The 20,482-nt window shown below is 63.8% G+C and carries 18 protein-coding genes; 8 read left to right on the top strand and 10 right to left on the bottom strand.

The window, feature by feature from the left end; genetic code table 11:
* Window positions 1–83 precede the first annotated feature (83 nt).
* Both AB0Y14_RS06815 and AB0Y14_RS06810 read right to left on the bottom strand, forming a co-directional pair.
* Window positions 84–1,427, bottom strand: a complete 1,344-nt coding sequence (locus tag AB0Y14_RS06815) for an MFS transporter (protein WP_436588427.1) — start codon at window positions 1,425–1,427, stop codon at window positions 84–86.
* A gap of 35 nt (window positions 1,428–1,462) precedes the next feature.
* Entirely contained in the window at window positions 1,463–3,133 is a 1,671-nt protein-coding gene (locus AB0Y14_RS06810) for an amidohydrolase (RefSeq protein WP_436588426.1), read from the bottom strand.
* A 200-nt stretch (window positions 3,134–3,333) separates the two neighbouring features.
* On the opposite strand from AB0Y14_RS06810, the gene AB0Y14_RS06805 reads away from it, so the two are divergent.
* Complete coding sequence (locus AB0Y14_RS06805) at window positions 3,334–4,263, top strand: Lrp/AsnC family transcriptional regulator (RefSeq protein ID WP_436588841.1); 930 nt, start codon at window positions 3,334–3,336, stop codon at window positions 4,261–4,263.
* 265 nt (window positions 4,264–4,528) lie between these two features.
* On the top strand, window positions 4,529–4,669 hold the full coding sequence (locus AB0Y14_RS06800) for a hypothetical protein (protein ID WP_436588425.1): 141 nt from the start codon (window positions 4,529–4,531) through the stop codon (window positions 4,667–4,669).
* Between the two features lie 575 nt (window positions 4,670–5,244).
* Here the strand turns inward: AB0Y14_RS06800 and AB0Y14_RS06795 are convergent.
* Window positions 5,245–5,592 carry a hypothetical protein gene (locus tag AB0Y14_RS06795; RefSeq protein ID WP_436588424.1) on the bottom strand — a complete coding sequence of 116 codons (348 nt, stop codon included), beginning with the start codon at window positions 5,590–5,592 and terminating at the stop codon, window positions 5,245–5,247.
* A gap of 55 nt (window positions 5,593–5,647) precedes the next feature.
* Window positions 5,648–7,768, bottom strand: coding sequence for a phosphate acetyltransferase (gene pta, locus AB0Y14_RS06790; RefSeq protein WP_436588423.1), 2,121 nt, complete (start codon window positions 7,766–7,768; stop codon window positions 5,648–5,650).
* Window positions 7,769–7,913: 145 nt separating this feature from the next.
* Between pta and AB0Y14_RS06785 the strand changes: the two genes are divergently transcribed.
* Window positions 7,914–8,222 carry a thiamine-binding protein gene (locus tag AB0Y14_RS06785; protein WP_436588422.1) on the top strand — a complete coding sequence of 103 codons (309 nt, stop codon included), beginning with the start codon at window positions 7,914–7,916 and terminating at the stop codon, window positions 8,220–8,222.
* On the top strand, window positions 8,219–8,851 hold the full coding sequence (locus AB0Y14_RS06780) for a GNAT family N-acetyltransferase (protein ID WP_436588421.1): 633 nt from the start codon (window positions 8,219–8,221) through the stop codon (window positions 8,849–8,851). The genes AB0Y14_RS06785 and AB0Y14_RS06780 overlap by 4 nt, the downstream gene beginning before the upstream one ends.
* A 59-nt stretch (window positions 8,852–8,910) precedes the next feature.
* Here AB0Y14_RS06780 and AB0Y14_RS06775 read toward each other — a convergent pair whose 3' ends face one another.
* The gene (locus AB0Y14_RS06775) at window positions 8,911–9,864 is read right to left on the bottom strand and encodes a TetR/AcrR family transcriptional regulator (RefSeq protein ID WP_436588420.1); all 954 of its coding nucleotides are present in this window, start codon (window positions 9,862–9,864) and stop codon (window positions 8,911–8,913) included.
* A gap of 121 nt (window positions 9,865–9,985) precedes the next feature.
* On the opposite strand from AB0Y14_RS06775, the gene AB0Y14_RS06770 reads away from it, so the two are divergent.
* Together AB0Y14_RS06770 and AB0Y14_RS06765 are read left to right on the top strand one after the other, a co-directional pair.
* Window positions 9,986–11,455, top strand: coding sequence for an MFS transporter (locus tag AB0Y14_RS06770; protein WP_436588419.1), 1,470 nt, complete (start codon window positions 9,986–9,988; stop codon window positions 11,453–11,455).
* 54 nt (window positions 11,456–11,509) lie between these two features.
* On the top strand, window positions 11,510–12,388 hold the full coding sequence (locus AB0Y14_RS06765; RefSeq protein ID WP_436588418.1) for a spermidine synthase: 879 nt from the start codon (window positions 11,510–11,512) through the stop codon (window positions 12,386–12,388).
* Between the two features lie 128 nt (window positions 12,389–12,516).
* Here the strand turns inward: AB0Y14_RS06765 and AB0Y14_RS06760 are convergent, their stop codons facing one another.
* The gene (locus AB0Y14_RS06760; protein ID WP_436588417.1) at window positions 12,517–13,710 is read right to left on the bottom strand and encodes an ABC transporter permease; all 1,194 of its coding nucleotides are present in this window, start codon (window positions 13,708–13,710) and stop codon (window positions 12,517–12,519) included.
* Between the two features lie 14 nt (window positions 13,711–13,724).
* Window positions 13,725–14,828 (bottom strand): ABC transporter permease, encoded by a 1,104-nt coding sequence (locus tag AB0Y14_RS06755; protein WP_436588416.1) that lies wholly within the window; start codon window positions 14,826–14,828, stop codon window positions 13,725–13,727.
* A 77-nt stretch (window positions 14,829–14,905) separates the two neighbouring features.
* Here AB0Y14_RS06755 and AB0Y14_RS06750 point away from each other — a divergent pair, with 77 nt between their 5' ends.
* Window positions 14,906–15,607, top strand: a complete 702-nt coding sequence (locus tag AB0Y14_RS06750) for a TetR/AcrR family transcriptional regulator (RefSeq protein WP_436588415.1) — start codon at window positions 14,906–14,908, stop codon at window positions 15,605–15,607.
* A gap of 147 nt (window positions 15,608–15,754) precedes the next feature.
* Window positions 15,755–17,446: an ATP-binding cassette domain-containing protein gene (locus AB0Y14_RS06745; RefSeq protein WP_436588414.1), complete on the top strand. Its 1,692-nt coding sequence runs from the start codon at window positions 15,755–15,757 to the stop codon at window positions 17,444–17,446.
* On the opposite strand, the gene AB0Y14_RS06740 is transcribed toward AB0Y14_RS06745, so the two are convergent.
* The 3 genes from AB0Y14_RS06740 to AB0Y14_RS06730 form a co-directional block, all read right to left on the bottom strand.
* A complete protein-coding gene (locus AB0Y14_RS06740; RefSeq protein WP_436588413.1) occupies window positions 17,410–17,835 on the bottom strand; it encodes a YchJ family protein in 426 nt (141 codons plus the stop codon). The two genes, AB0Y14_RS06745 and AB0Y14_RS06740, sit on opposite strands and share 37 nt — an antisense overlap.
* A 68-nt stretch (window positions 17,836–17,903) precedes the next feature.
* Entirely contained in the window at window positions 17,904–18,338 is a 435-nt protein-coding gene (locus AB0Y14_RS06735) for a hypothetical protein (RefSeq protein WP_436588412.1), read from the bottom strand.
* A gap of 380 nt (window positions 18,339–18,718) precedes the next feature.
* Window positions 18,719–20,185 (bottom strand): NCS2 family permease, encoded by a 1,467-nt coding sequence (locus AB0Y14_RS06730; RefSeq protein ID WP_436588411.1) that lies wholly within the window; start codon window positions 20,183–20,185, stop codon window positions 18,719–18,721.
* Between the last annotated feature and the right edge of the window lie 297 nt (window positions 20,186–20,482).

The following is a 20,482-nucleotide window of genomic DNA, read 5'->3' as shown; positions in this document are numbered from 1 at the left end:
GACCCGTGCTGAAACCCGCTCTTGCCCCGCTGTGATGTTTGGCGTTGACGCATGATGTGTCCGCCACGGCGAGACGGAGTCCGTCACGCTGTCGCTTCCCCGGTTCTGAGCGTGGGTTGGGACGGGGTATCTTGCCGCTGGGGTGCAAAGCCCATGCACACAGCCCCGAGTGCGCACATGGCTGCCAGCATTCCGATGGTCGGCCAAATGCTTGCGGTGGCCTGGAAGCTCAGCGTGGCGGCGATGGGGATCAGGCCTCCGAAGATCGCGCCTGCCATTTGGTAGGTCAACGAGACGCTGGTGTACCGGGATAGGGGTCGGAAGATCTGGGACATCGCCGCAGCCATGGGCCCATAGGTGGCTGACATGGCCAACCGCAGGACGGCCACCAGGAGGAAGATCAAGACCACGTTGTCTCCGCCGAGTCCGAGAAACATGGGCGGACCCAGCAAGGCGGTAGCGATCGAACCGCCGATGATCACGGGTTTTCTGCCCAGTTTGTCGCCCAGCCACCCAAAGAGGATCGTGGCCCCCAGCTCCACGATCGAGGCGACGCTCAAGGCGTTGAGTATCAATGTCTCCGAATGCCCCACGGAGGGGTCGGTCGCATAGGTCGTTGCGAAGGTGGTGATGAGATAGTAGCCGCCGGTGGCCACAGGTAGGGCGCCGACGCCCAGCAACATGTTCGCCCAATTCTCGTGGAGGGCTGATATCAGCGGGGCTTTCTGTCGGATGTTCTGTTGTTGGACGGCTGCCGTTTCGGTCTTGAAAACCGGAGATTCCTCGACTTTTTGCCGCACGATGAATCCCACAATGACCAGCACCGCTGAGAGCAAGAAGGGGATCCTCCATCCGAAGTCGGCGAAGCTGTCCTCTCCGAAGACGCCGACCAGCAAAGACAGCAGCGACGTTGCCATCAGGGCACCGGCGGGGTTGCCGAGCTGGGTGAAGGAGCCGTAGAAGGTCTTTTTGTTCTGGTCCGCGTGCTCGACGGACATCAAAACCGCCCCTCCCCATTCACCACCCACGGCCAGGCCCTGGATCAGACGGAGGAGAACCAGCAAGATCGGGGCCGCGACCCCGACGGCGGCGTAGGTCGGCAGCACCCCGATCATGAAGGTCGCTGTTCCCATCAGGGTCAGAGTCATCACTAGTGCCGGGCGCCTGCCCCATCGGTCTCCGATATGTCCGAAGATCACTGCACCCAAGGGGCGGGCGAGGAATCCGACGGCGGTTCCGGCGAACCCGGCAGCGATGGCTGTGAGCCGGTCTGTCCCCTCTGGAAAGAAGAGGACGTCGAAGACGATCGGGACCGAAAAGGCATAGATGTAGAAGTCGTACCATTCGATGGTGGTGCCGATGAATGCTGCGAAGGCAGCCTTTTTCGCCCTCGATTTCTGGTGCTGCTGGGTTGGAGAGGTACTCATCGTGTGTCCTTCAAACGGTGGTCGGTTCGAGTCCGTTATGCGGTGTGGACCTGCTCGCCACCGACCCAGACGGCCAGGGCCTTGATCGAGGCAAGCAGATCGACGTCAGTGGCGTACGGATCCTGGTCCAGAACCGTGAAATCAGCGCGTTTGCCGACTTCGAGGCTTCCGATGTCGTGCTCACGGCCGAGCACGTGGGCTGCGTTGATCGTGTGGGCCCTCAGGGCGGTGTCGACGTCGATAGCCAGCTGGTCCGGTCCGAGTTGGGCACCTCTCCGGGTGATCCGGGACGATGCTGCCTGGATGGCTTCCATGGGTCGAGGATCGGCCACGGGGGCATCCGATGAGATCGTGATGGGTACTCCCGCGCGCTGGAATTCGCCCAGCGGGTTGAATCGTTCGCCTGGTGTACCAATCGCTTGTTCGACACCCTCGCCCCAGTTGAAGTGGTGTTGGGGCTGGTTGACGGGGTAGATCCCGGCTGAGGCCATCCGTGTGATCTGTTCGGGTGTGGGCAGTCCACAGTGTTCGATGCGGTGTCGGGCATCTGCATCCGGTCGCTGACGCAGGACCGATTCCAGTGAGCCGATCACCATTTCCAACGCCGTTGGAGACTGGGAGTGGGTGGCTGTCTGGAGTCCGGCGGCGTGGGCCTTTTCGACGAGCAGTTTGTATTCTTCGGGATCGTGATAGAGCTGACCGGTTCGGCAGGGGTCGCCGACGTACCCATCGGGAAAGTACGCGGTCCATCCGCCCAGGGTTCCGTCAGCGTAGAGCTTGATGCCGGCGAAACTGAGGAATTCGTTGCCGAACTGCCCGTGAAGGCCCATCTCGAGGGCCTCGTCCAGCAGGTGGGACAGCAGGTACATGCTGACCCTGACGTTCAGCTGGTCTTGTTCCGCAAGTCTGAGATACATGTTGAATTCGCGGCGACTGACTTGGCAGTCTCCGATGGTCGTTACTCCTCCGGCCAGAAAATTTTCCTGTGCCACCTGGAGTTGTCGCAGGTGCTCGGCCGGTTCGTCAGCCAGGTGGAAGTTCGGGCCGTGGTGCCCGATCTTCACACCTTCCAAGCCGGTCAGGATATTGCAGGCAGCGTCCGAGAGCTCGCCGGTCAGCTCACCATCGTCGTCGCGGAAGAATTTCCCTCCGACGGGGTCCGGTGTCGACGCGTTCACACCGTGCAGCCGGAAAGTGTACGAGTTGACCACACCGCCGTGTCCGGAGGCGTTCATCAGATAGACCTCCCGGTCGGTGGCGACCTCGTCGAGCTCGAATCGGGTGGGATGGCGCCGTTCGGCCAGGTTCCTCTGTTCGTAGCCGTACCCGCGGACCGGTCGTCCCTCGGGCAGCGAAACAGCGCCCTCACGGAGCAGGTCGACGATCTCGGGGATACTGGAGGCCTTGTCCGGCCCGCAGTCGACCCAACTCATCATCTGCCCCAGCATGAGCGGGTGTGCGTGGGCATCGATGAAGCCTGGGACCACGGTTGATGTGCCCATGTCGATGGTTTCAGGCTCGATCGCGCTAATCCGTGCGGACGCCGTGCGGCAGGATTGTTCGGTGCCTAGGTGTCGGATCCATCCGTCAATGCACAGGAAGGCTTCCGGGCTCGTGCCGTCCCGGTCCAGGCAATAGATGGTCTCAGCCGTGATGATCTTTGGGACCCTGATTCCTGGGTCCTGGACGTGGGACAGCTTTCGCATGTGGTACTCCTTCTCCGGTCGCGCCCTCAGGCTAGCCGGCCAAGCGCCGCCGCCAATACATAAAAACGAAGTTATCTTTGGTTAGGTACTCATCTGCGGTCTGAATCCATCACATCGTCATCAGTTCCGTAGTTTAGGGGTGCTTGTCTGCTCTTTTTGTCGATCGGGATCTCGGCTGACTGTGGCAGGATCGTGACGTGATGGATTTCGACGAAGACTTGTATCGGGCACTGCGTCACGATGGCCGTGCCGCGCACTCGACCCTGGCCGCACGGTTGGGGGTGGACAGGTCCCTCATTTCGCAGCGACTGCACCATTTGAGGCAGACCGGCCAGTTGAAGATCGTCGCGGTCATCCATCCCCGGCTTCTCGGTCTTTCAGTTCAAGCCCACCTCATGCTGAGCATTCAGGGCCCTACTGACTGCGTCTTTGAAGAACTTCGGAGAATCGACAGCGTGGCGTACCTGTCCGAGACCACCGGACCAACTCAGGCGGTCGCCGAGGTCTGGGCACGGTCGACCCATGATCTGGGCGTCTCGCTGAACCGGATCCGCACGGTCGGCGGCGTTTCCAGCATGCATGTCACCTATTACGACCAAGTCCTCCGAACCCTGATGTTGGGCGAGGAGCCAGAAACAACTGATATCGGATTCGACGACCTGGACTTGGCGATTATCCAGAATCTCCAACGGGACGGAAGAATGACCTTCGGCGAAATGCAACGTCGCACCGGGGCCGCTGCATCGACTTGTCGCAAGAGGATGCAACGTTTGGTCACCCTTCGGGTCGTGCAGATCGGTGGGATCCGCGGACGCGGAGCCGGAGACAAAGGATTGCTTTTCGGGGTCGGTGTTGACTGCGCCGGGGATCCGGCTACGGCAGAGGCGGTCGAAAAGTCGCTGACGTCCCTTCCGGGACTCGAATTCACCGCGAGGACCATGGGGCGCTTCACCCACGTGGCAACCATTGGCGTCCGATCGCTCGAGGAGTACAACGACGTCGTTCGAGACCTGCGAGGTATTCCTGGAGTTCGCTCGGCCGAGACGTGGATCCATGCCGCAGTCTGGGCAGAACGATACGACTGGAGTCTGGAACGGCTGGACCCCCGGAAGAAGTGGAAGAGCGAATGACCTCAGCAAAGGAGTCACCCCTAGTTCTCACTCCGCAATATTCGATTGATATCACTCTGCAAGAAAATATCGATTCGATACTGGTCGGTTATTTATTTCTCGCGCGGCAATTCGGGGAGTTTACGATACTGAAGCGTACATTTACTTGATAGTAACTGAAACATTGTGTAACAACCATTGTTTTCCGTCTGGGCGTCAGATGAACTAAGTGAAGTGGAACACCAAAAGGGTGGGCTGCGGATAACACTGATGAAAGGTGATAACTGTGTTCGCTGCAAATGTTGTCGATGCTGTACAGGATCTCCCGGTCGTCGGAGACCTCGTCAATGGTCTTGTGAGCACGGTGGGAGAAATTGCGGAGCCCGTGATTGGGCTTGTTTCCGGCCTGCTCGGCATCGGAGCCTAGTCCCAACCCTCTGTACTGTACTTTGGGTCGGGGCAGTCGCCATCATGGCGACTGCCCCGATTTTTGTCTGCCGGTTTTCGTTCTTGATTGTATTTGTTTGCTGATGTTTGAACTACCGATATATTTCCGGAATATCTGTTCCCCAAGCTTCTGGTCAACACGCGCTGGGATTTCTCGCAGGAGTCATCATGCTCATCGCCGTCTTGGGCGTCGCCGCTGAGGCGGATGTATCACCGGCACAGGGGCAGTATTACTGCAGGACCAGGGCCGAGCTGGTACGGGCGGGCTGCGATCATAACGGGGAACAGTTTCTGGCCGATCGCGCGCTGGCTCCGCTCGTGACCGCACTCGAGAAGGGTCTCTACCGCGCGCCCGAGCTGAGGGAGCTGCTGGCCGTCGATGACCTTGGGTGCAGTTTGCGCCTAGGCGGTGTTCGGGTCGTCCTTGACCGGCACCGCGAGCCCGGTGATCAGGGACTCGGGGTCGACGTCGGGTCCTGGCTCGGTGTCGTAGGCCTCCCAGAACGGCATGAGGGTTGTTCGCCCTTCGGATTCCACCTGCTCGACGAAAGAACGTCACGACTCGCCGAGTCCGTCGTACGGGCCGACGTGTTGGGATATCGCCAGAGTGCAGGCGGGCAACTCAGACGGGACGACCCTGATATCGTCGACCATCATCGCCTCCGCGAGCGGTTCCTCCACGGGAAAACCGGTTTCGAAAGTTGCCGTCTCACCGGGCACGGATTCGTAGCGCGAGAATGCCGGACCCGCAGGACGGAACGCGCCCTGTTGCATGGCCTCGCCCAGTGCACGGTACGCCCGGTCCATTTCGTCGGGCATCCGGGACATGGGCAGTTCGCTGAAGCGAACGACCACGGTTCTCGAACCGGGAAAATCAATGTATTCGGGCTTCGGGGCATTCATGGCAGGCTCTCCTTGCGCCGGTTAGGTGCAGTCTATGGCCCGAAATCCGCGGCGGCTAGTGCATACCGTGGTTCTCCTGGGCTTGTATGGCCGTAATTGCCACGGTGTTGACGATGTCATCGACCGTGCAGCCTCGCGAGAGGTCGTTGACCGGTTTCCGCAGTCCCTGAAGGACCGGCCCGACCGCCACGGCACCCGAAGACTGTTGGACCGCCTTGTACGTGTTGTTGCCCGTATTCAGGTCAGGGAAAACGAACACCGTGGCATGCCCTGCCACCTGGGAATCTGGCAATTTGGACTTGGCGACCGAAGCATTGGTCGCGGCGTCGTACTGGATGGGCCCCTCGACCTCGAAGTTCGGGGCCGAAGCACGCACGATGTCGGTGGCTTCGCGGACGCGATCGACGTCCTCACCGGACCCCGAGCCGCCCGTCGAGTAGGAAAGCATCGCAACTTTGGGATCGACACCGAACTGGCGGGCGGTATCCGCGCTCGCCTTGGCAATGTCGGCCAGTTGGGCGGCGTCGGGGTTGGGGTTGACCGCGCAGTCTCCATACACGAGGGCCCGGTCCTCAAGGAGCATGAAGAATACCGACGAGACGATCTTCACGCCTTCCTTGGTCTTCACGAATTCGAGCGCGGGCCGAATGGTGTTGGCCGTGGTGTGCGCGGCCCCCGAAACCATACCGTCTACGTGCCCCAGCTGGACCATCATGGTTCCGAAGTATGAGCCGTCCAGCATGCGCTCCTTGGCCTGCTCGATCTCCACCCCCTTGTGGGCCCTGAGCTTGGCGTACTCGGCCGCGTACTCGTCCCGCAACGGAGACGTTTCCGGGTCGACGAGCCGCACCTCGCCCCGCCCCGGGACCTCTCCGTCGACGAAACCGAGGTCGATGCCCTCGGACTGCGCGAGTTCCTTGACCTTCGATTCTCTGCCCAGGATGGTGATGTCGCAGAAGTCGCGGCGAACGATGATCTCGGCGGCACGCAGGATTCTGATGTCCTCGCCCTCGGGGAGGACCACGCGGCGCCTGTTCGAACGAGCCTTCTCGATCAACTCGTGCAGGAAGCGCAAAGGAGTCATACTCGCGGGCCGGGGGAGATCCAGTCGACCGAGAAGCTCTCTCTCGTCGACCGTTTTCGACCATTCGCCCATGGCGGCCGCGATCTTGCGCGGAGCCCCCGCACGAAGTTCGCCGCGCACCGAGCCCACCGCCTGGGCCGCAGAGAACGTGTCTCCCGAGGTGCGAAGGATGGGGAAGGGCGCGGCCGAGATCAACGCCTGGGTCGCGGCGTTGACGTGCAGATCGCCCGAAAGCAGGACCCCCGAAGGAACCGGGAAGGAGGGGGACAGAGCGGAAGCGAGGGTCGCCATGACCACGTCCGAGCGATCGGCCGGGGTGATCACGAAATCCCCGTCGGACATCTGTTCCAGGAAATTTCCGACCGTCATCGCCGCGACCTTGACCGCCTGGATGTCGCGGTCCAAGGACACCTCCACGCCGTCTGCTTCGAGCTCCAACTCGTGTACGACTTCGGCGACCGTCGGCTGGGAAATCGCCGGCGTCTCCGGGACGACGTACACATGGCCACCGCGGCGCCCTGCGGGGACCCGCTCCTCCACCTCTGAGGCCATTTGGGGGTCCACCCGGTTGACGATGATGCCCAGAAGGTCCGTCTTGGCCGCGTGGAGTTCGGCGCGCGTGACCTCCACGGAATTGACGATGTCCTCCACGCTTCCGGCCTCGGCGGCCGAGATCACGGCCAACACGGAACACCCCATGTTGTTCGCCAAACGTGCGTTCATGTCGAATTCGGCGGTCGCGGCGTTGTGGGCGAGCAGATCGGTCCCGTCCACCACGACGACGTCGAACTGCTGACTCATCTCCGAATAGATGGACAAGGAGATATTGACCAATTCGTTGAGATCTCCCGAGGCCAGAAGCTCCCTGCAGCGAGCGAGCGAAACGCCGCCACGGGCAGACGTTGAGTCCAGATCGAAGGTCTCTCTCATGAGCCGAATGCGCGGGTCCGTGTCCACGGAATCGGTTTCGAAGACCGGGCGGAAGTAGCCGACCGAATCAGCTCGGCGGATCAGGGAATCCGTGAGGCCCAAAGCGATGAGGGTCTTGCCCGCCCGAGGCGTCATGGCATCGAGAAAAATACCGGTGGACATGGGTTTCCTTCCCTGAAGCGATCACCGTCGACACCAATTTTAGGCGGAGTCGCCTCGAGGCGGTACGTGGGCCCCTCATGCGGAAGGAACCGCGCGTTGCCATGCGGTTCTGTCCTCCGGACGCAGTCAGTGGCATTCTGGAACCATGTTGTTTGCATTCTCGGTCGCCCCGTCCGGCGGCGACTCACCCGACGCCTCCGTCCACAACGCCGTCGCCGCGGCCGTCCGTATCGTTCGCGACTCCGGACTTCCGCATCGCACCGACGCCATGTTCACCACCATCGAGGGCGACTGGGACGAGTGCCTGGACGTCATCAAACGGGCCACGGAAGCGGTGGGAGAATACGGCACCCGGGTCTCCCTGGTCATGAAAGCCGACATCCGACCCGGACACGAGGGCGAGCTGACGGGCAAGATCGAGCGACTCGAAAGGGCACTCGAGGGCGAAGAATGACCTTCGTCTGCGACGGCAAATTCTTCCTCTCTCCCGCCGGTCCCGAAGACACTTCCGCCTACGCCCAGGTGCATGTGAGCGCGCTCGCGGCCTCCTACCGGGACATCATCGGTCCCGACTTCGGGTCACGCATGCGCGACCATGCTGACGAGATCGCAGCCGAGGATCGGCAGTATCTGGCCCAACCGGACGCGACCGGTTTCATCGCGTGGTCGAACCCGTCCCTGGACGAAACCAATGACTACGGGTGCTGCGCCCTGGGTGCGGACCCGGACCTGTGGTTCCGACCTGTGGGGATTGCCCTCTCTGCCGACGCCGGCCCGCTCGAACCCTGGGAGAAGGACATCGGCGCGATACCGATCGAATCCCCGGCAGGCCTACGACTACGCAAGCTCATCAACCTGTACATCCTCCCCGAAGCCCAGAACGACGGCCTGGGTTCCGAACTGCTCCGGGCGGCACTGCCCACCGACGCCCCCGCATTCCTCTGGATCATCAACGGCAATGCCGCCGCCGCTCGCTTCTACCGCCGGCACGGTTTCCGTGACCTGGGCGAAGCCTTTGAGACCGAGGGAGCGTGGGCGCCCTCGACGACCGGACGCATGGTCCGTGGTCTCGAGGGTGCATAGCGCGTTCCCGATGATCCAGACCCCCTGTGATGCTTTGGTCGGTTCCGGCGCGGCCCGCATCAGCCCGCGCTGCGCCCTGACGCCGTCCAGGTCTGCCGCTCCAGGCCGCTGAGGAGCATGTCCAAACCGGCGATGAACTCGGAACGGTGGTCCAAGAGCCCCACGACTCCGAGGACCGAGTGGATGAACGGGTACTGGTCGGGATCGGAGGCCTCCCACTCCCGAATCTGTTCTCGGGCGCCGGCCTCTCTGTCCTGTTCGCCGGCCAGTTCCTTGATGCCTTCCGAGATCTCCGCGCCCATGCCCGGCGCGTAATTTATGGCGGCGACCGACGCGTGGAACTGTTCGGACGGCGTCAGCTCCATGCGCATGATCTGTTGACCGGCGGTCTCCCAGTAGAGGAACGCGTTGCGCCCGTCCGGGCCGGCCTTGATCAGCTGTCCGGCGAGCCACGGATGCTTCATCATCTGCGCAAAGAGGCAGAGAATCAGGCGTCTGATCTTGAGGAGAGCGTCCTTGGTCTGTCGGCTCGTTCGAGGGTCCGGTTCGGGTGGCGGGAAGTCGGCGAAGTCGCGCGGGCTGGAACTGCCCGCCGAGTCCAGGGCCTGGTTCTCTCGCAAGGATCGGCCGATCACCTCGTCCGCCGCAAGCCCCATGAGCTCGTCCTTGCCGCTGGCGTACCAGTAGAGGCTAGCGACGCCACTGTCCAGTTCGGCCGCGAGACCTCTCAGGGTCAGTTTGTCCGACCCTTCACGGTCCAAGGTCGCGATGGCCGTTTCGAGGATCGAGTCCAACGACAACGACGCCCGCTGGCGTGCGTTCGCGCGGCCGGCGCCTCGGCCCGACCCCCTGGTGGAACCGCCGCGGCCCCCTCCGCGTGAGTTGGTCTCCTGGGCCGTGCGACGGGCATTCCGTTGAGCATTTCTCATCGCATTCAGCCGGACTTCGCGCTGGTGCGCGGACTCGGCATTGCTTCTTTTCCGGGGATCCGGGCGGGGTGTGGGCGGTGTCATTCCTCAAAATCTACGCAGGACCTTGCGCACTATCAAACACCGTTCTATTCTCGAACATGGTTCGATCATCGAACAACGTTCCATTGACCGAACGACGTTCGATCCAGCGAAAGGTTTTCCCATGACAACTCAAGAACTCACCGCCACGGAGGGCGTGCCACTGCCCTCCCGCAAACCCCAGAGTCTGCGGGCCGCCTGGCCCGCTCTGCTCGGCCTCTGCCTCGCCATGCTCGTGGAGATGGTCGACAACTCGATCCTCAACGTCGCCCTGCCGACCGTTGGGCGCGACCTCCAGGCCAATCCGACGGATTTGCAGTGGATCGTCGGCGCCTACTCGTTGACCTTCGGTGGTCTGCTGATGGTCGGCGGAACCCTCGGCGACAAGCTCGGGCGGCGTCGTACCCTGCTGACCGGGCTGGCACTGTTCGGTGCGGCCGGACTCGCGGTCCTGTTGGTGCAGACCCCGGCCCAGTTGATTGCCGTCCGGGCGCTGTCCGGAGCATTTGCCGCACTCATGGCTCCACTGACCATGTCTCTCGTGTTCAGGCTCTTCGATCGAGAGGATCTGCGAACCAAGGCCATCGGCGTGATCATGGTCGTGTCCATGATCGGTTTCGCGATCGGCCCGACTCTGGCCGGTCTGGCCGTCCAGAGCTGGCCGTGGCAGTCGCTCCTCGTGCTCAACGCTCCCATGGCTCTCATTGCCTGGGTCGGCGTCCGTTTCGGCGTCGTCAAGGACGACCCGGCCGATCGCCGTCGAGGAGGCACCGATATCCCCGGTGGTCTGTTCTCGGTCGGGGCTCTGGGGCTGATCCTCTACTCGTTCACCGCAGGGACCGAATACGGCTGGTCCTCGCCGAGGACGCTCGGCATCCTGGTTGCGGGCATCCTCTGCCTCGTCGCATTCATCTGGCGTGAGAAGACCGCCAAGGACCCCATGCTCGATCTCGGGCTGCTCGCGATTCCGACCGTGCGCGGTTCGGCGGTCTTGCAGACCGCGGTCATGATCGCGATGGTCGGCGTGATGTTCGGTTCGACGCAGCTGTACCAGTACGCGTGGGGGTGGTCGGCTTTCAAGGCGGGCCTGGCGAATCTTCCGTTCGTCGCCGGGATGCTGCTGGTCGGTCCGTTCGTGGATCGCATGGTCATCAGGCTCGGTCACCGGAAGACGTCGACGGTCGGCATCTCGTTGGTCCTCGTGAGCCTGCTCCTCTGGATCTACGCGGTCTCCCACGGGTACCTGTGGTGCGCCGTCGGAATGCTCATCATGACGATGGGCATGCGAACCATCATGACCACGGGTGCGGTGGCCCTCCTGGGCGCACTCCCGGAAACGCACACCTCGATCGGGTCGGCCATGAACGACACCGCCCAGGAACTCGGCAATGCCGTGGGAGTCGCGATCGTCGGAACGGTGATGGCCACCGTGGTTGGCAAGACGCTCCCGCACGGGGCCTGGGACGCCGCAACGATCGACGGATTCGTGCACTCCCAGCAGATCTCGCTCTGGATTCTTGCGGGTCTGGTGCTCGTGATGTCCGCGATCGGTATCCGCACCCTGACCGATTCCAAGGAGACGGACGAACACTGACCCCGGGACCGGTTCCGCGTCCGCCCGAGGGGCCGGCCCGGGTAGGGTGGGGCCGTGAGCAGGAAGAGCAGGAACCGCAAGGGCGGCGCGTCTGAGCGGGCCGTCGCGGATGGTCCGGTCGAGGGCGAGTACGCGATCGACACAGGCACCGCGGAGTTGGAGCGGGACACGTTCCGCCCGGGTGCCTGGATGCTCAGGATCAATGGGGTCCAGTCGAGCCACGTGGTCGTGGGGGACCCGCGGGAGCTCGCCTTCGAGTACATGCGGTGGATCGCCGCGGTGGTCAACTACTTCGTCGAACGGCACGTCGATCCGTCCACGCTGCGCATGACCCACCTGGGCGGCGGTGCCTGCTCGATGCCGCGGTACTTCGCGCACGTCTGGCCCGGCAGCCGCCACTCCGTGGTCGAGCTCGACGGCAAACTCGCGGAATACGTCCGCGGTTGGTTCGATATTCCCCGTGCCCCCACCGTTCGCGTCCGGGTGGGGGAGGCGCGCGAAGTGACGGAATCCTTTGTCGACGACTCGCGCGACGTCGTCGTGCGTGATGTCTTCGCGGGGGCCAGGACGCCCCGCCCGCTCACGACCGTCGAATTCTTCGAACACGTACACCGCTCGCTGGCTCCCGGCGGTCTGTACGTGGCCAACTGCGGAGACACCAGGGAGCTCGCCGTTGCCCGGTCCGAGGTCGCCGGTCTCTGCGCGGTGTTCGCCCACGTCGCGTGCGTTGCCGACCCGCCCATGCTCAAAGGTCGCCGGTTCGGCAACATCATTCTTCTGGCCTCGGATACGCCGTTCCCGGACGCCCTCGACCCCGACGCCGCGGCACTGACCCGCGAACTCCTGGGAGGCGGGGTCCCTGCCCACTTCAAGGACGAAAACTGGACGCGGCGCTTTGCCTCCGGTGCGGTGCCCCGAAGGGATCAGGGCTGATCAAGAGCGGCGCCGCCCGGCCCGAACGGCCGGCGGTGCCGCCTGGCCCGAACGGCCGGCGGTGCCGTGCTGCCTGGCCATCCGCCACCAGCTGCCCCGCCGGCCGCCCCGCCGTCGCCCGGTCCGGCTTACGGGGCCACGGCGACGGCCGGAATCAGCGACGTCGCCTCCTGGACGTCGTTCATCTGGGCGAAGAGATGACGTCGCTTCTGCCGCATCGTGCCCAGGGCAGCCAGGAGCACGCCTCCGACCGTCCACGCGATCATGACCCAAACCGGCTGAGTCAGCGCTGCCTCGGGGAAGTAGATGGCGTCTCGGACGGCCTCGATGCCCTGGGCCGAGAACAGCCACGGGTTCACGCCGCCGTAGAAGCCGTTGATCATGTCGAGTGGCCCGTTGATCCCGGATGCCGACATCCCCAGGAACGGCATGAGCAACATCGAAATCGGCATCATGGCCGGGCCGATGAGCAACATTCCGCCCGCAGTCACGGCCAGGCAGGACAGGCCCAAAAGGTAGAACATGAACCACGGCGCGAGGGCCGAGGAGTCGAAGATCCCGAACATGCCCCATCCGTAGAGGACCTCGCCGAAGGCCACGATGGCGGGCATCACCAGGGCCAGAATCACTCTGAGCCACTTCGAGACGGGGATGAGCCCCAGGATCATTCCTGCCATGAATCCGCCGAGAACGGCGCCGAGCGCGAGATACACCGCTATGTTCGCGAGGTTGTCCTCCGAGGCCGCCGGTGCGACGTCGTGGGTCGAGAGTGTGGTCTGTGATTCTTGGGCCGTCGAGGAGAACAGGTTGGTCACCGCGGACTTGACCTGTGACCCGTTGGCCCCCGCGAAGTACATGTCGCCCGTTGCGGGGTTGTATGCGGCGCGGAGGCTATGGTCCTTGATGTCGTCCTTGGCCTGGTTCACGGAGTCCACGCGCGAGACATCGAAGGAGTTCGCGGTCTGCTTGTCGAGGTCTTTCTCGGCCTGCTCGACGCGGTCTCCCGAGCCGATCACCGCGACCTTCATGTCGTGAGGCGACAGGTGGTGGGTCATGCCCGTCATAACCAGGGGCATCATGACCATGATGAACAGCGGGAACAGCATCCCGAGGGTGACCATTCTCTTGGTGGTCAGGGCCTGGTCCACCTGTCGTGCGGGCTTCGTGGGATCAGTGTGCACCCCGATGCCGGATGCAGGCGGCATCGACCGAAGACTCTCGGCGCGGGTCGCCTGGCGGTGCGCGCTCGACCGGTGACGGGCAGACGTCGACCCGTTGGAGTTGTGCTGCGGTGCATCCATCGAGGAATCGTTGTCATTCATAGAAGTCTCTGTTCCTATCGAGCGGGCTGGGAAGCGGTGCGGGGCTCGTCATCGGGGGAGGGGGCGTCGTCCGCGTACGCGGTCAGGAGTGGTTCGTCGCTGGTGCGCCGCGGTCGGCGGTCCTCACCGGAGCCCACGGGCGGAACCGGTCGCGACCGGAGGGTTCCCATCCAGAGGAGCCCGGCACCGATGAGCAACCAGACCGCGAGTACGAGGATCGGGGTTCCGACACCATTGCCGTCGAAGTACAGGGATCTCCTCATCAGTTCGGAGCTGGCTCCCGTGGGAAGAAGCTGATTCATGACACGGAAGAAGCCGGGCATCATGTCGTACGACACCGCAACCCCCGTGGCGGGAATCCCCAGAATCACGAAAATCGTCAGCCCGATCAGGGAGGCCGCCTGACCGAGTATGTCGAAGAGCCCCATCTGGACCACCGACGCGGTGAAGAACGTGCCAGTAATGATCAGTGCGACCGGCATGATGTGGGCGTCGAAGGAGCCGAAGACGGCGTACGAGATCGCGGTTTCGACGACGCCGGCTGCTACGGCCATGATCGCCTGGACGGCCATCCGGGTGCGGACGCGAGTTCGCGGCCCGAAGGTGTTGAGCATGGTTGCCGTCATGTATCCGGCGATCGTGGCGCCGATGATCAAGTAGAGGAAGGACGTCCCGGTCGAGTCGTTCTCGTTCGGGGCCTTGATGTCCTTGACGTTCAGCGAGGTCCCGGACTGTTTGGCCACGGATTCGAAGATCCCTTGGGCGGCTTGGGTCGCCTGTCGGCTTCCGGCGGATGCCACATACAGATCTCCCGTGCTCGGGTCGTACGCGGCGCGGGTATCCAGATGGCGCAGGTCGTCCTTCGCGGTATCGATGTCGGGAACCGTGGACACGTCCGTGGCGTCGTCGGCCTCGGAGGTGATCTCCTGGCTGATCTGGGAAGCCTGGGGCGATGTCTCGATGACCTCGACCTTCATGTCCCGGGGGTGGGGGTTGTAGAACGCGGACACATAGGACCCGGGATAGGCAAAGGCCATGAACAAGGGGAAGAGCATGGCGAGAAGCACGAACTTGGTCGGGATCTTCTTCGCAGACAATTGCTGGGGCTGAACTGACATGACCATCACTTTACACTCGTAATCCAGCCTGTCAGGTGTAAGATAAGCGCAAGATGCACGAATGTGAGGAACAGATCATGACGAGCGAGTGCGGCGCCGAGGCCACCGACCCCCGGATCGCGCAGACCCGACGCGCGTTCAAGACGGCTCTGTACGACGCCGCCGCACCGGAGTGGAACTGGAAGGTGTCGGTCTCCGAGCTGTGCAAGCGGGCCGGGGTGTCCCGACCGACGTTCTACCAACATTTCGCGGCGGTCGACGACGTCTACACCGAGTTGCTTCGCGACCGCCTCGTCGACCTGGTGAGCCCCGGTGAGTGGAGCCGTGGTGCAGGTGTTCCCCGCAGCGGCGCGTTGGTCGCGCTCTTCGAGGACCTCCGTGCCGAACCCGGATTCTACGAGCCGATTCTCGGCGAGACCGAGGTCTTCGGCAATGCTCGCCGTTCATTCATGCGGTGGGTCGCCGGGCGTTTGTCGGAAACCTACTTCGATGCGCCGTACGAGACCCTCGCGGCCGAGCCCCGCCAGAGGGTCATGTTCATCGCGGGCGGGGCCGTGGCGACCATGGGGTATTGGGTCTATTCCTCGGAACGGGACCCGAGCGTGACCCCCGTGGAGATTTCCAGCTACTTCAACTCGTACGTCTCCGCGCTGTCCACCGATTTCGTGCCGGCGACCCCGGTGGAGACCCGGAGCGATTCCGAAGGCGAACCTGACACGAACTCCGCCGTGGCCGGAAACGCAGACCTCGCGGAGGCAGGCCCCCTCGGGTTACGGTAGCAACATGTATTTCGGCATTGCTTCGATGAAGCTCCGCACTCGCCGCTGACGGCGGCGAGTTTCCTCTGACTTCTCGTTCGCCGTCCTGGTCAACTGCCGGGCGGCCATTTGGTTCTGCCCGGCTCCACGACGAGCTGAGAGAACACCATGTCGAATTCATCTCTTTCAAACCCCTCCGTGAGCACCATGGTCTCGGCGGGAGGTTCGGCCCAGATCAGGGCCGAAGGAATCTGCGTCACCCTCGGAGACCGGACCGTGCTCGACGGCGTCGACGTCACGGTCTCGGCCGGTTCCCGACTCGCCGTCGTCGGCGAGAACGGTCGGGGCAAGACCACGTTGCTGCACGTGCTGGCCGGAACCCTGGTGCCCGACGACGGGCGGGTGTCCCGCGTCGGGACCCTGACGCTCATCGAGCAACATCTCGAGGCCGGTTCTGAGCGGACCGTCGGCGGCCTCATCCACGGCTCCATCGCCGAGGCTCTTGCGGCCCTCGATGACCTCGAGGCGGCCACCGAGGATCTCGCCCGCGGGCAGCCGGGTGCCGAGGCGAGGTACACCGCAGCTCTGGATGCGGCGACCCGATGCGACGCGTGGGATGCGGAGCGACGTGTCGACGTCGACCTGGAAGGGCTGGGTGCCTGCTCGGACCGCGAGCGGAAACTCTCGACGCTGTCCGTGGGGCAGCGATACAGGGTGAGGCTGGCCGTCGCGCTCGGCTCCGGTTCGGACCTCCTGCTTCTGGACGAGCCGACGAACCACCTCGACGCCGAGGGGCTGCGCTACCTGGCCTGGCGTCTCCAGGAGCACCGGGGCGGCCTGGTCCTGGTCAGCCACGATCGCGGCCTCTTGCGCGAGGTCGGGATCAGCTTTCTTGACCTGGATCCCACCAGGGACGGGCGGCCCCGATTGTATTCGGGCGGCTACGACGGGTGGGTCGCTGGTCGGGACGGCGAGCGAGACCGGTGGGAGCAGGAGCACCGAGACCAGGTTCGTGAACAGTCGCGGCTCGCCGAGGCCGCCGACGAGGCCAGGGGCAGGCTCCGAACGGGTTGGAGACCGGACAAGGGGACAGGCAAACACCAACGGGCCACGCGCTCGGACGGCGTCGTTCAGGCCTTCAACCGTCGGCTCGAGGATCTCGAAAGTCACCGGATCACGGTCCCCGAGCCCCCTCTGCACTTCGCCCTGCCGGATTCGCTGGGCACCAGGGGCAAACCCCTTCTGCACGGAGAGGCCATGATGGTTTCCGGTCGACTGGACCGATCGGTCGGTCTGAGGATCGACGGCGGTGACCGGTTGTTGCTGACCGGTCCGAACGGGGCCGGCAAGTCCACCGTTCTCTCCGCGCTGGCCGGGCGGCTTCGGCTCACGAGTGGGGACCTGACCGTTCATCAGGGCGCTCGTGTCGCTCTGCTCTCCCAGGAGGTTCCCGCGTGGGATTCGTCGAAAACGGCGTCGGAGACGTACCGGGACCACATCGCCCGGATGGACGTGGGTGATTCTGCACCGACCGGTCCCGACGCACCGTCGTTGCGGAGCCTGGGGCTGTTGGATTCGGCGTCGGTCGGGGCTCCGGTCGGAAAACTGTCCCAGGGGCAGCAAAGGCGCCTGCATCTGGCCCTGTGCCTGGCCGGACGCCCGGATCTGCTCATGCTCGACGAGCCGACCAATCACCTCTCGCCGGCCCTGGTCGATGAGCTGACGGCGGCCCTGCGAGCGACGGATGCTGCGGTCGTCGTCGCAACCCACGATCAGCAGATGCTGGCCGACCTGAGCGATTGGCCCCGGTTGGATCTCGGTGGCTACCGGGACGGGGTGAGCGACTCCCCGTCCACGTAGTACCAGCGGCCGTTCTCTCGGACGAACCGGCTGTCCTCCCTCTGGACTCCCTTGACCCGACGGTGCTCCGGTGTGCCCGGCTCGGAGCGGTAGTGGGCGGCGAAGGCGACGCGAGCGGCGTCGTCGAACGGGCCGCCGGAGGTGCGAAGGACGTCGAGCCGCTGCCAGCGGATCGATTCGTCCAGCTCCAACGACGCCGGCCGCGTGCTCGGGTGCCAGCTGGCCAGCAGGTACTCCGGTTCCGCAACGGCGAATGCCGTGAAACGCGAACGCATGAGTGCCTCGGCGGTCGGCGCGTTGCTGCGGCCCGTGATGAACGGCCCGCAGCACGCGCCGAATACCTCGCCGGTGCCGCAGGGGCAGCGTGTGTCGTCGGAGATCGCGGTCATGGTGAACAGGATATCTGCCCCTGGCCCGGACCGGGGAACTACGGTTCGGGCTGGTTGACGAGCAGAGGTCAGCTGACCTCGTTGGCCCACCGTTCGTGGTTCGTTGCCGGAGGGGTGTAGTAGCTGCAAGAGACGTTGTGGAAGAGGGGTTTTCCCGGGGCGATGGGGATGGTGAAAGTGGCGGAAGTGTCGTCGAGCCGCAGTTTTCCCTCTTCTAAGGGGCGGTGCATGGTTCCGGGGTTTTCGAAATCCGTCGATTCGGTCACCGCCCCTTCGCCCACGTCAACGAAGAGTTCGGCCGGGTGAATGCGGCTAGAGATTCTGAAAGTCAGGGAGTCACCGGGGGCCTTCAGCCGGGACAGGAGCGAGATGTCATGCGGTTTTTCTTCCTGCTGTATGCTGCCGTCGTCGTGGAGCCAGTCGACGTGGTGCCACTCGACCGTAGAACCATTGACGGTGAGCTCGGGGATGTGGGCATGTTCGGCGCGGGGTGCGACAGCCACACCCCAGTTGTCGCCGGGGATGGTCTCGCGCTGGAAGTCGGAGGCGCCCTGACTGGATCTAGGTTCGGTTGGGAGGGGTGGGTATGCGGATAGCGTGAGGTACTGCAACGATTCGCACCATGTACAGATCTGCCACCTCGTGCCGCGGCCCGGATCTCAACTGCACGGGATCGCCGAATCGAGTTGGGTGGCGGCGTCGTCGTGGCGCTGAACGCCCTTGGCGCGGTGCCGTTGGGTGGCGGTTACCCGACTCGGTGGCGATTGCCGTCGTTTGGAGGCGGTTAAGCCACCACCTAACGGCGGTGAGTGGCTCCCAATCGGGTAACCGCCACGTAACTCAGATGGGGCCGGACTAGAAGGGGGCCGGACCCGAAGGGGGCTCAGTTCGTCCAGCCCTCGATGACTCCCATGCCGAAGTAGAGGACGAACGCGACCGACACGAGGTACATCAGGGGGTGCACCTCCTTGGCCCGTCCTTGCACGATCCGGATGAACGTGTAGGACACGAAGCCCGCGCCGATGCCGTCCGCGATGGAGTACGTGAACGGCATCATCGCGATGGTCAAGAACGCGGGGATGCCAAGGCCCCAGTCGTCCCACTGCACGTGCACGGCCTGACGGACCATGAGGAACCCGACGACGACCAAGGCCGGAGCGACGGCCTCGAAGGGCACGATGTTGACCAGCGGCGAGACGAACATCGCCAACAGGAACATGAGGCCAGTGATCACCACCGAAAAACCTGTCCGGGCACCCTCGCCGATACCCGTCGCGGACTCCACGAAGATTTGGGAGGACGAGGCGGACCCGGCGCCACCGGTGATCGAGCCGACGGCGTCAACGGCCAGCACGCGATTGATTCCCGGGATCTTGCCGTTCTCGTCGATGCTGTCGGCTTCCGTCGCGAGGCCCACGGACGTGCCCATCGCGTCGAAGAACACCGAGAGCAGGATCGCGAAGACCATGAGGGTCGCGGCCATCCCGCCCAGCGTCTGGAAAGCCCCGAACAGGTTGACGTTACCGATCAGAGACAGATCCGGCAGCCCGAGCCACTGGTCGGGAATCTGCGGGGCGACCAGAGACCAACCGGTGGGCTTGTCTGTGGAGGATCCGGAAGGAAGGATCGCTTCGAGGACGACCGAGAGTATCGTCGAGACGATGACGCCGATCAGGATGGCCCCGCGGACATTACGGATCATCAGGGCGATCGTGACGAACAAACCGATCACGAACACCAGGATGGGCAAACCGATGAGGTCGCCGTTGACGCCGAACGAGACGGGCACGGTGGTTCCGGCCGAATCGGGCATGCGGCGAATGAACCCCGCGTTGACGAATCCGATGAGCGAAATGAACAGACCGATGCCGACCACGATCGCCGTCTTGAGCGACGACGGCACGGCGTTGAAGACAGCGGTCCGGAATCCGGTCAGGACCAGGAAGAACATGATGACGCCGGCCCACACGACCAGGCCCATGAGGTTCTCCCAGGTGAGATCCGGCGTCGTCGAAATGGTCGCGGCCAGGAAAGCGTTGATGCCGAGACCCGCCGACATGGCGAAGGGATGGTTGGCGATGACTCCCATCAGGATGGTCATGACACCGGAAATCAACGCGGTGGCGGCCGCGACTCGGGCCAGGCCGAGTTCGGAACCGTTGGCGTCGGCGATCAGCCCGAGGACCAAGGGGTTCAGGACCACGATGTAGCTCATCGCGAAGAAGGTGGCCAGGCCGCCTCGGACTTCGGTAGCGACGGTCGATCCGCGCTCCGTGATCTTGAAGAACGAGTCGAAGCCGTTGCGGGGTGGGTGGGGGCGGCTGGGAGCCGCGGTGTTCTCAGAAGTCATTCGTGAAAATCCGTAGATACTCTCTCAATGGGTGGGTTTGGGGTGTCCGGTCCCGACGCCGACCGGCCCCCCTCTCGGGGCCCGGCGTGATCCGATGCGGCCGCCTCAAAAAGATTGAGCGTCGCACTCGCCGTCTCCGGCAGCTCCGACGCTCGTACCGATTCTAGTCCACCCGGGGTCCGGTGCGTCGTGCCTGGTCGGCAACGAAGACAGCAGAAGGGTCAGGTGGTTGACCCCGGGCCGTGGCGTGCTATTGATGAAGAGTCCCGAGCATCGACAACCCCAACACCGCAAGGT

Origin of the sequence: Rothia sp. HC945 (assembly GCF_051370785.1) — a bacterium.
Taxonomy (GTDB): domain Bacteria; phylum Actinomycetota; class Actinomycetes; order Actinomycetales; family Micrococcaceae; genus Rothia.
Note: the sequence above shows the minus strand (reverse complement) of the source record. Positions and strands in the feature narration are given on the sequence as shown.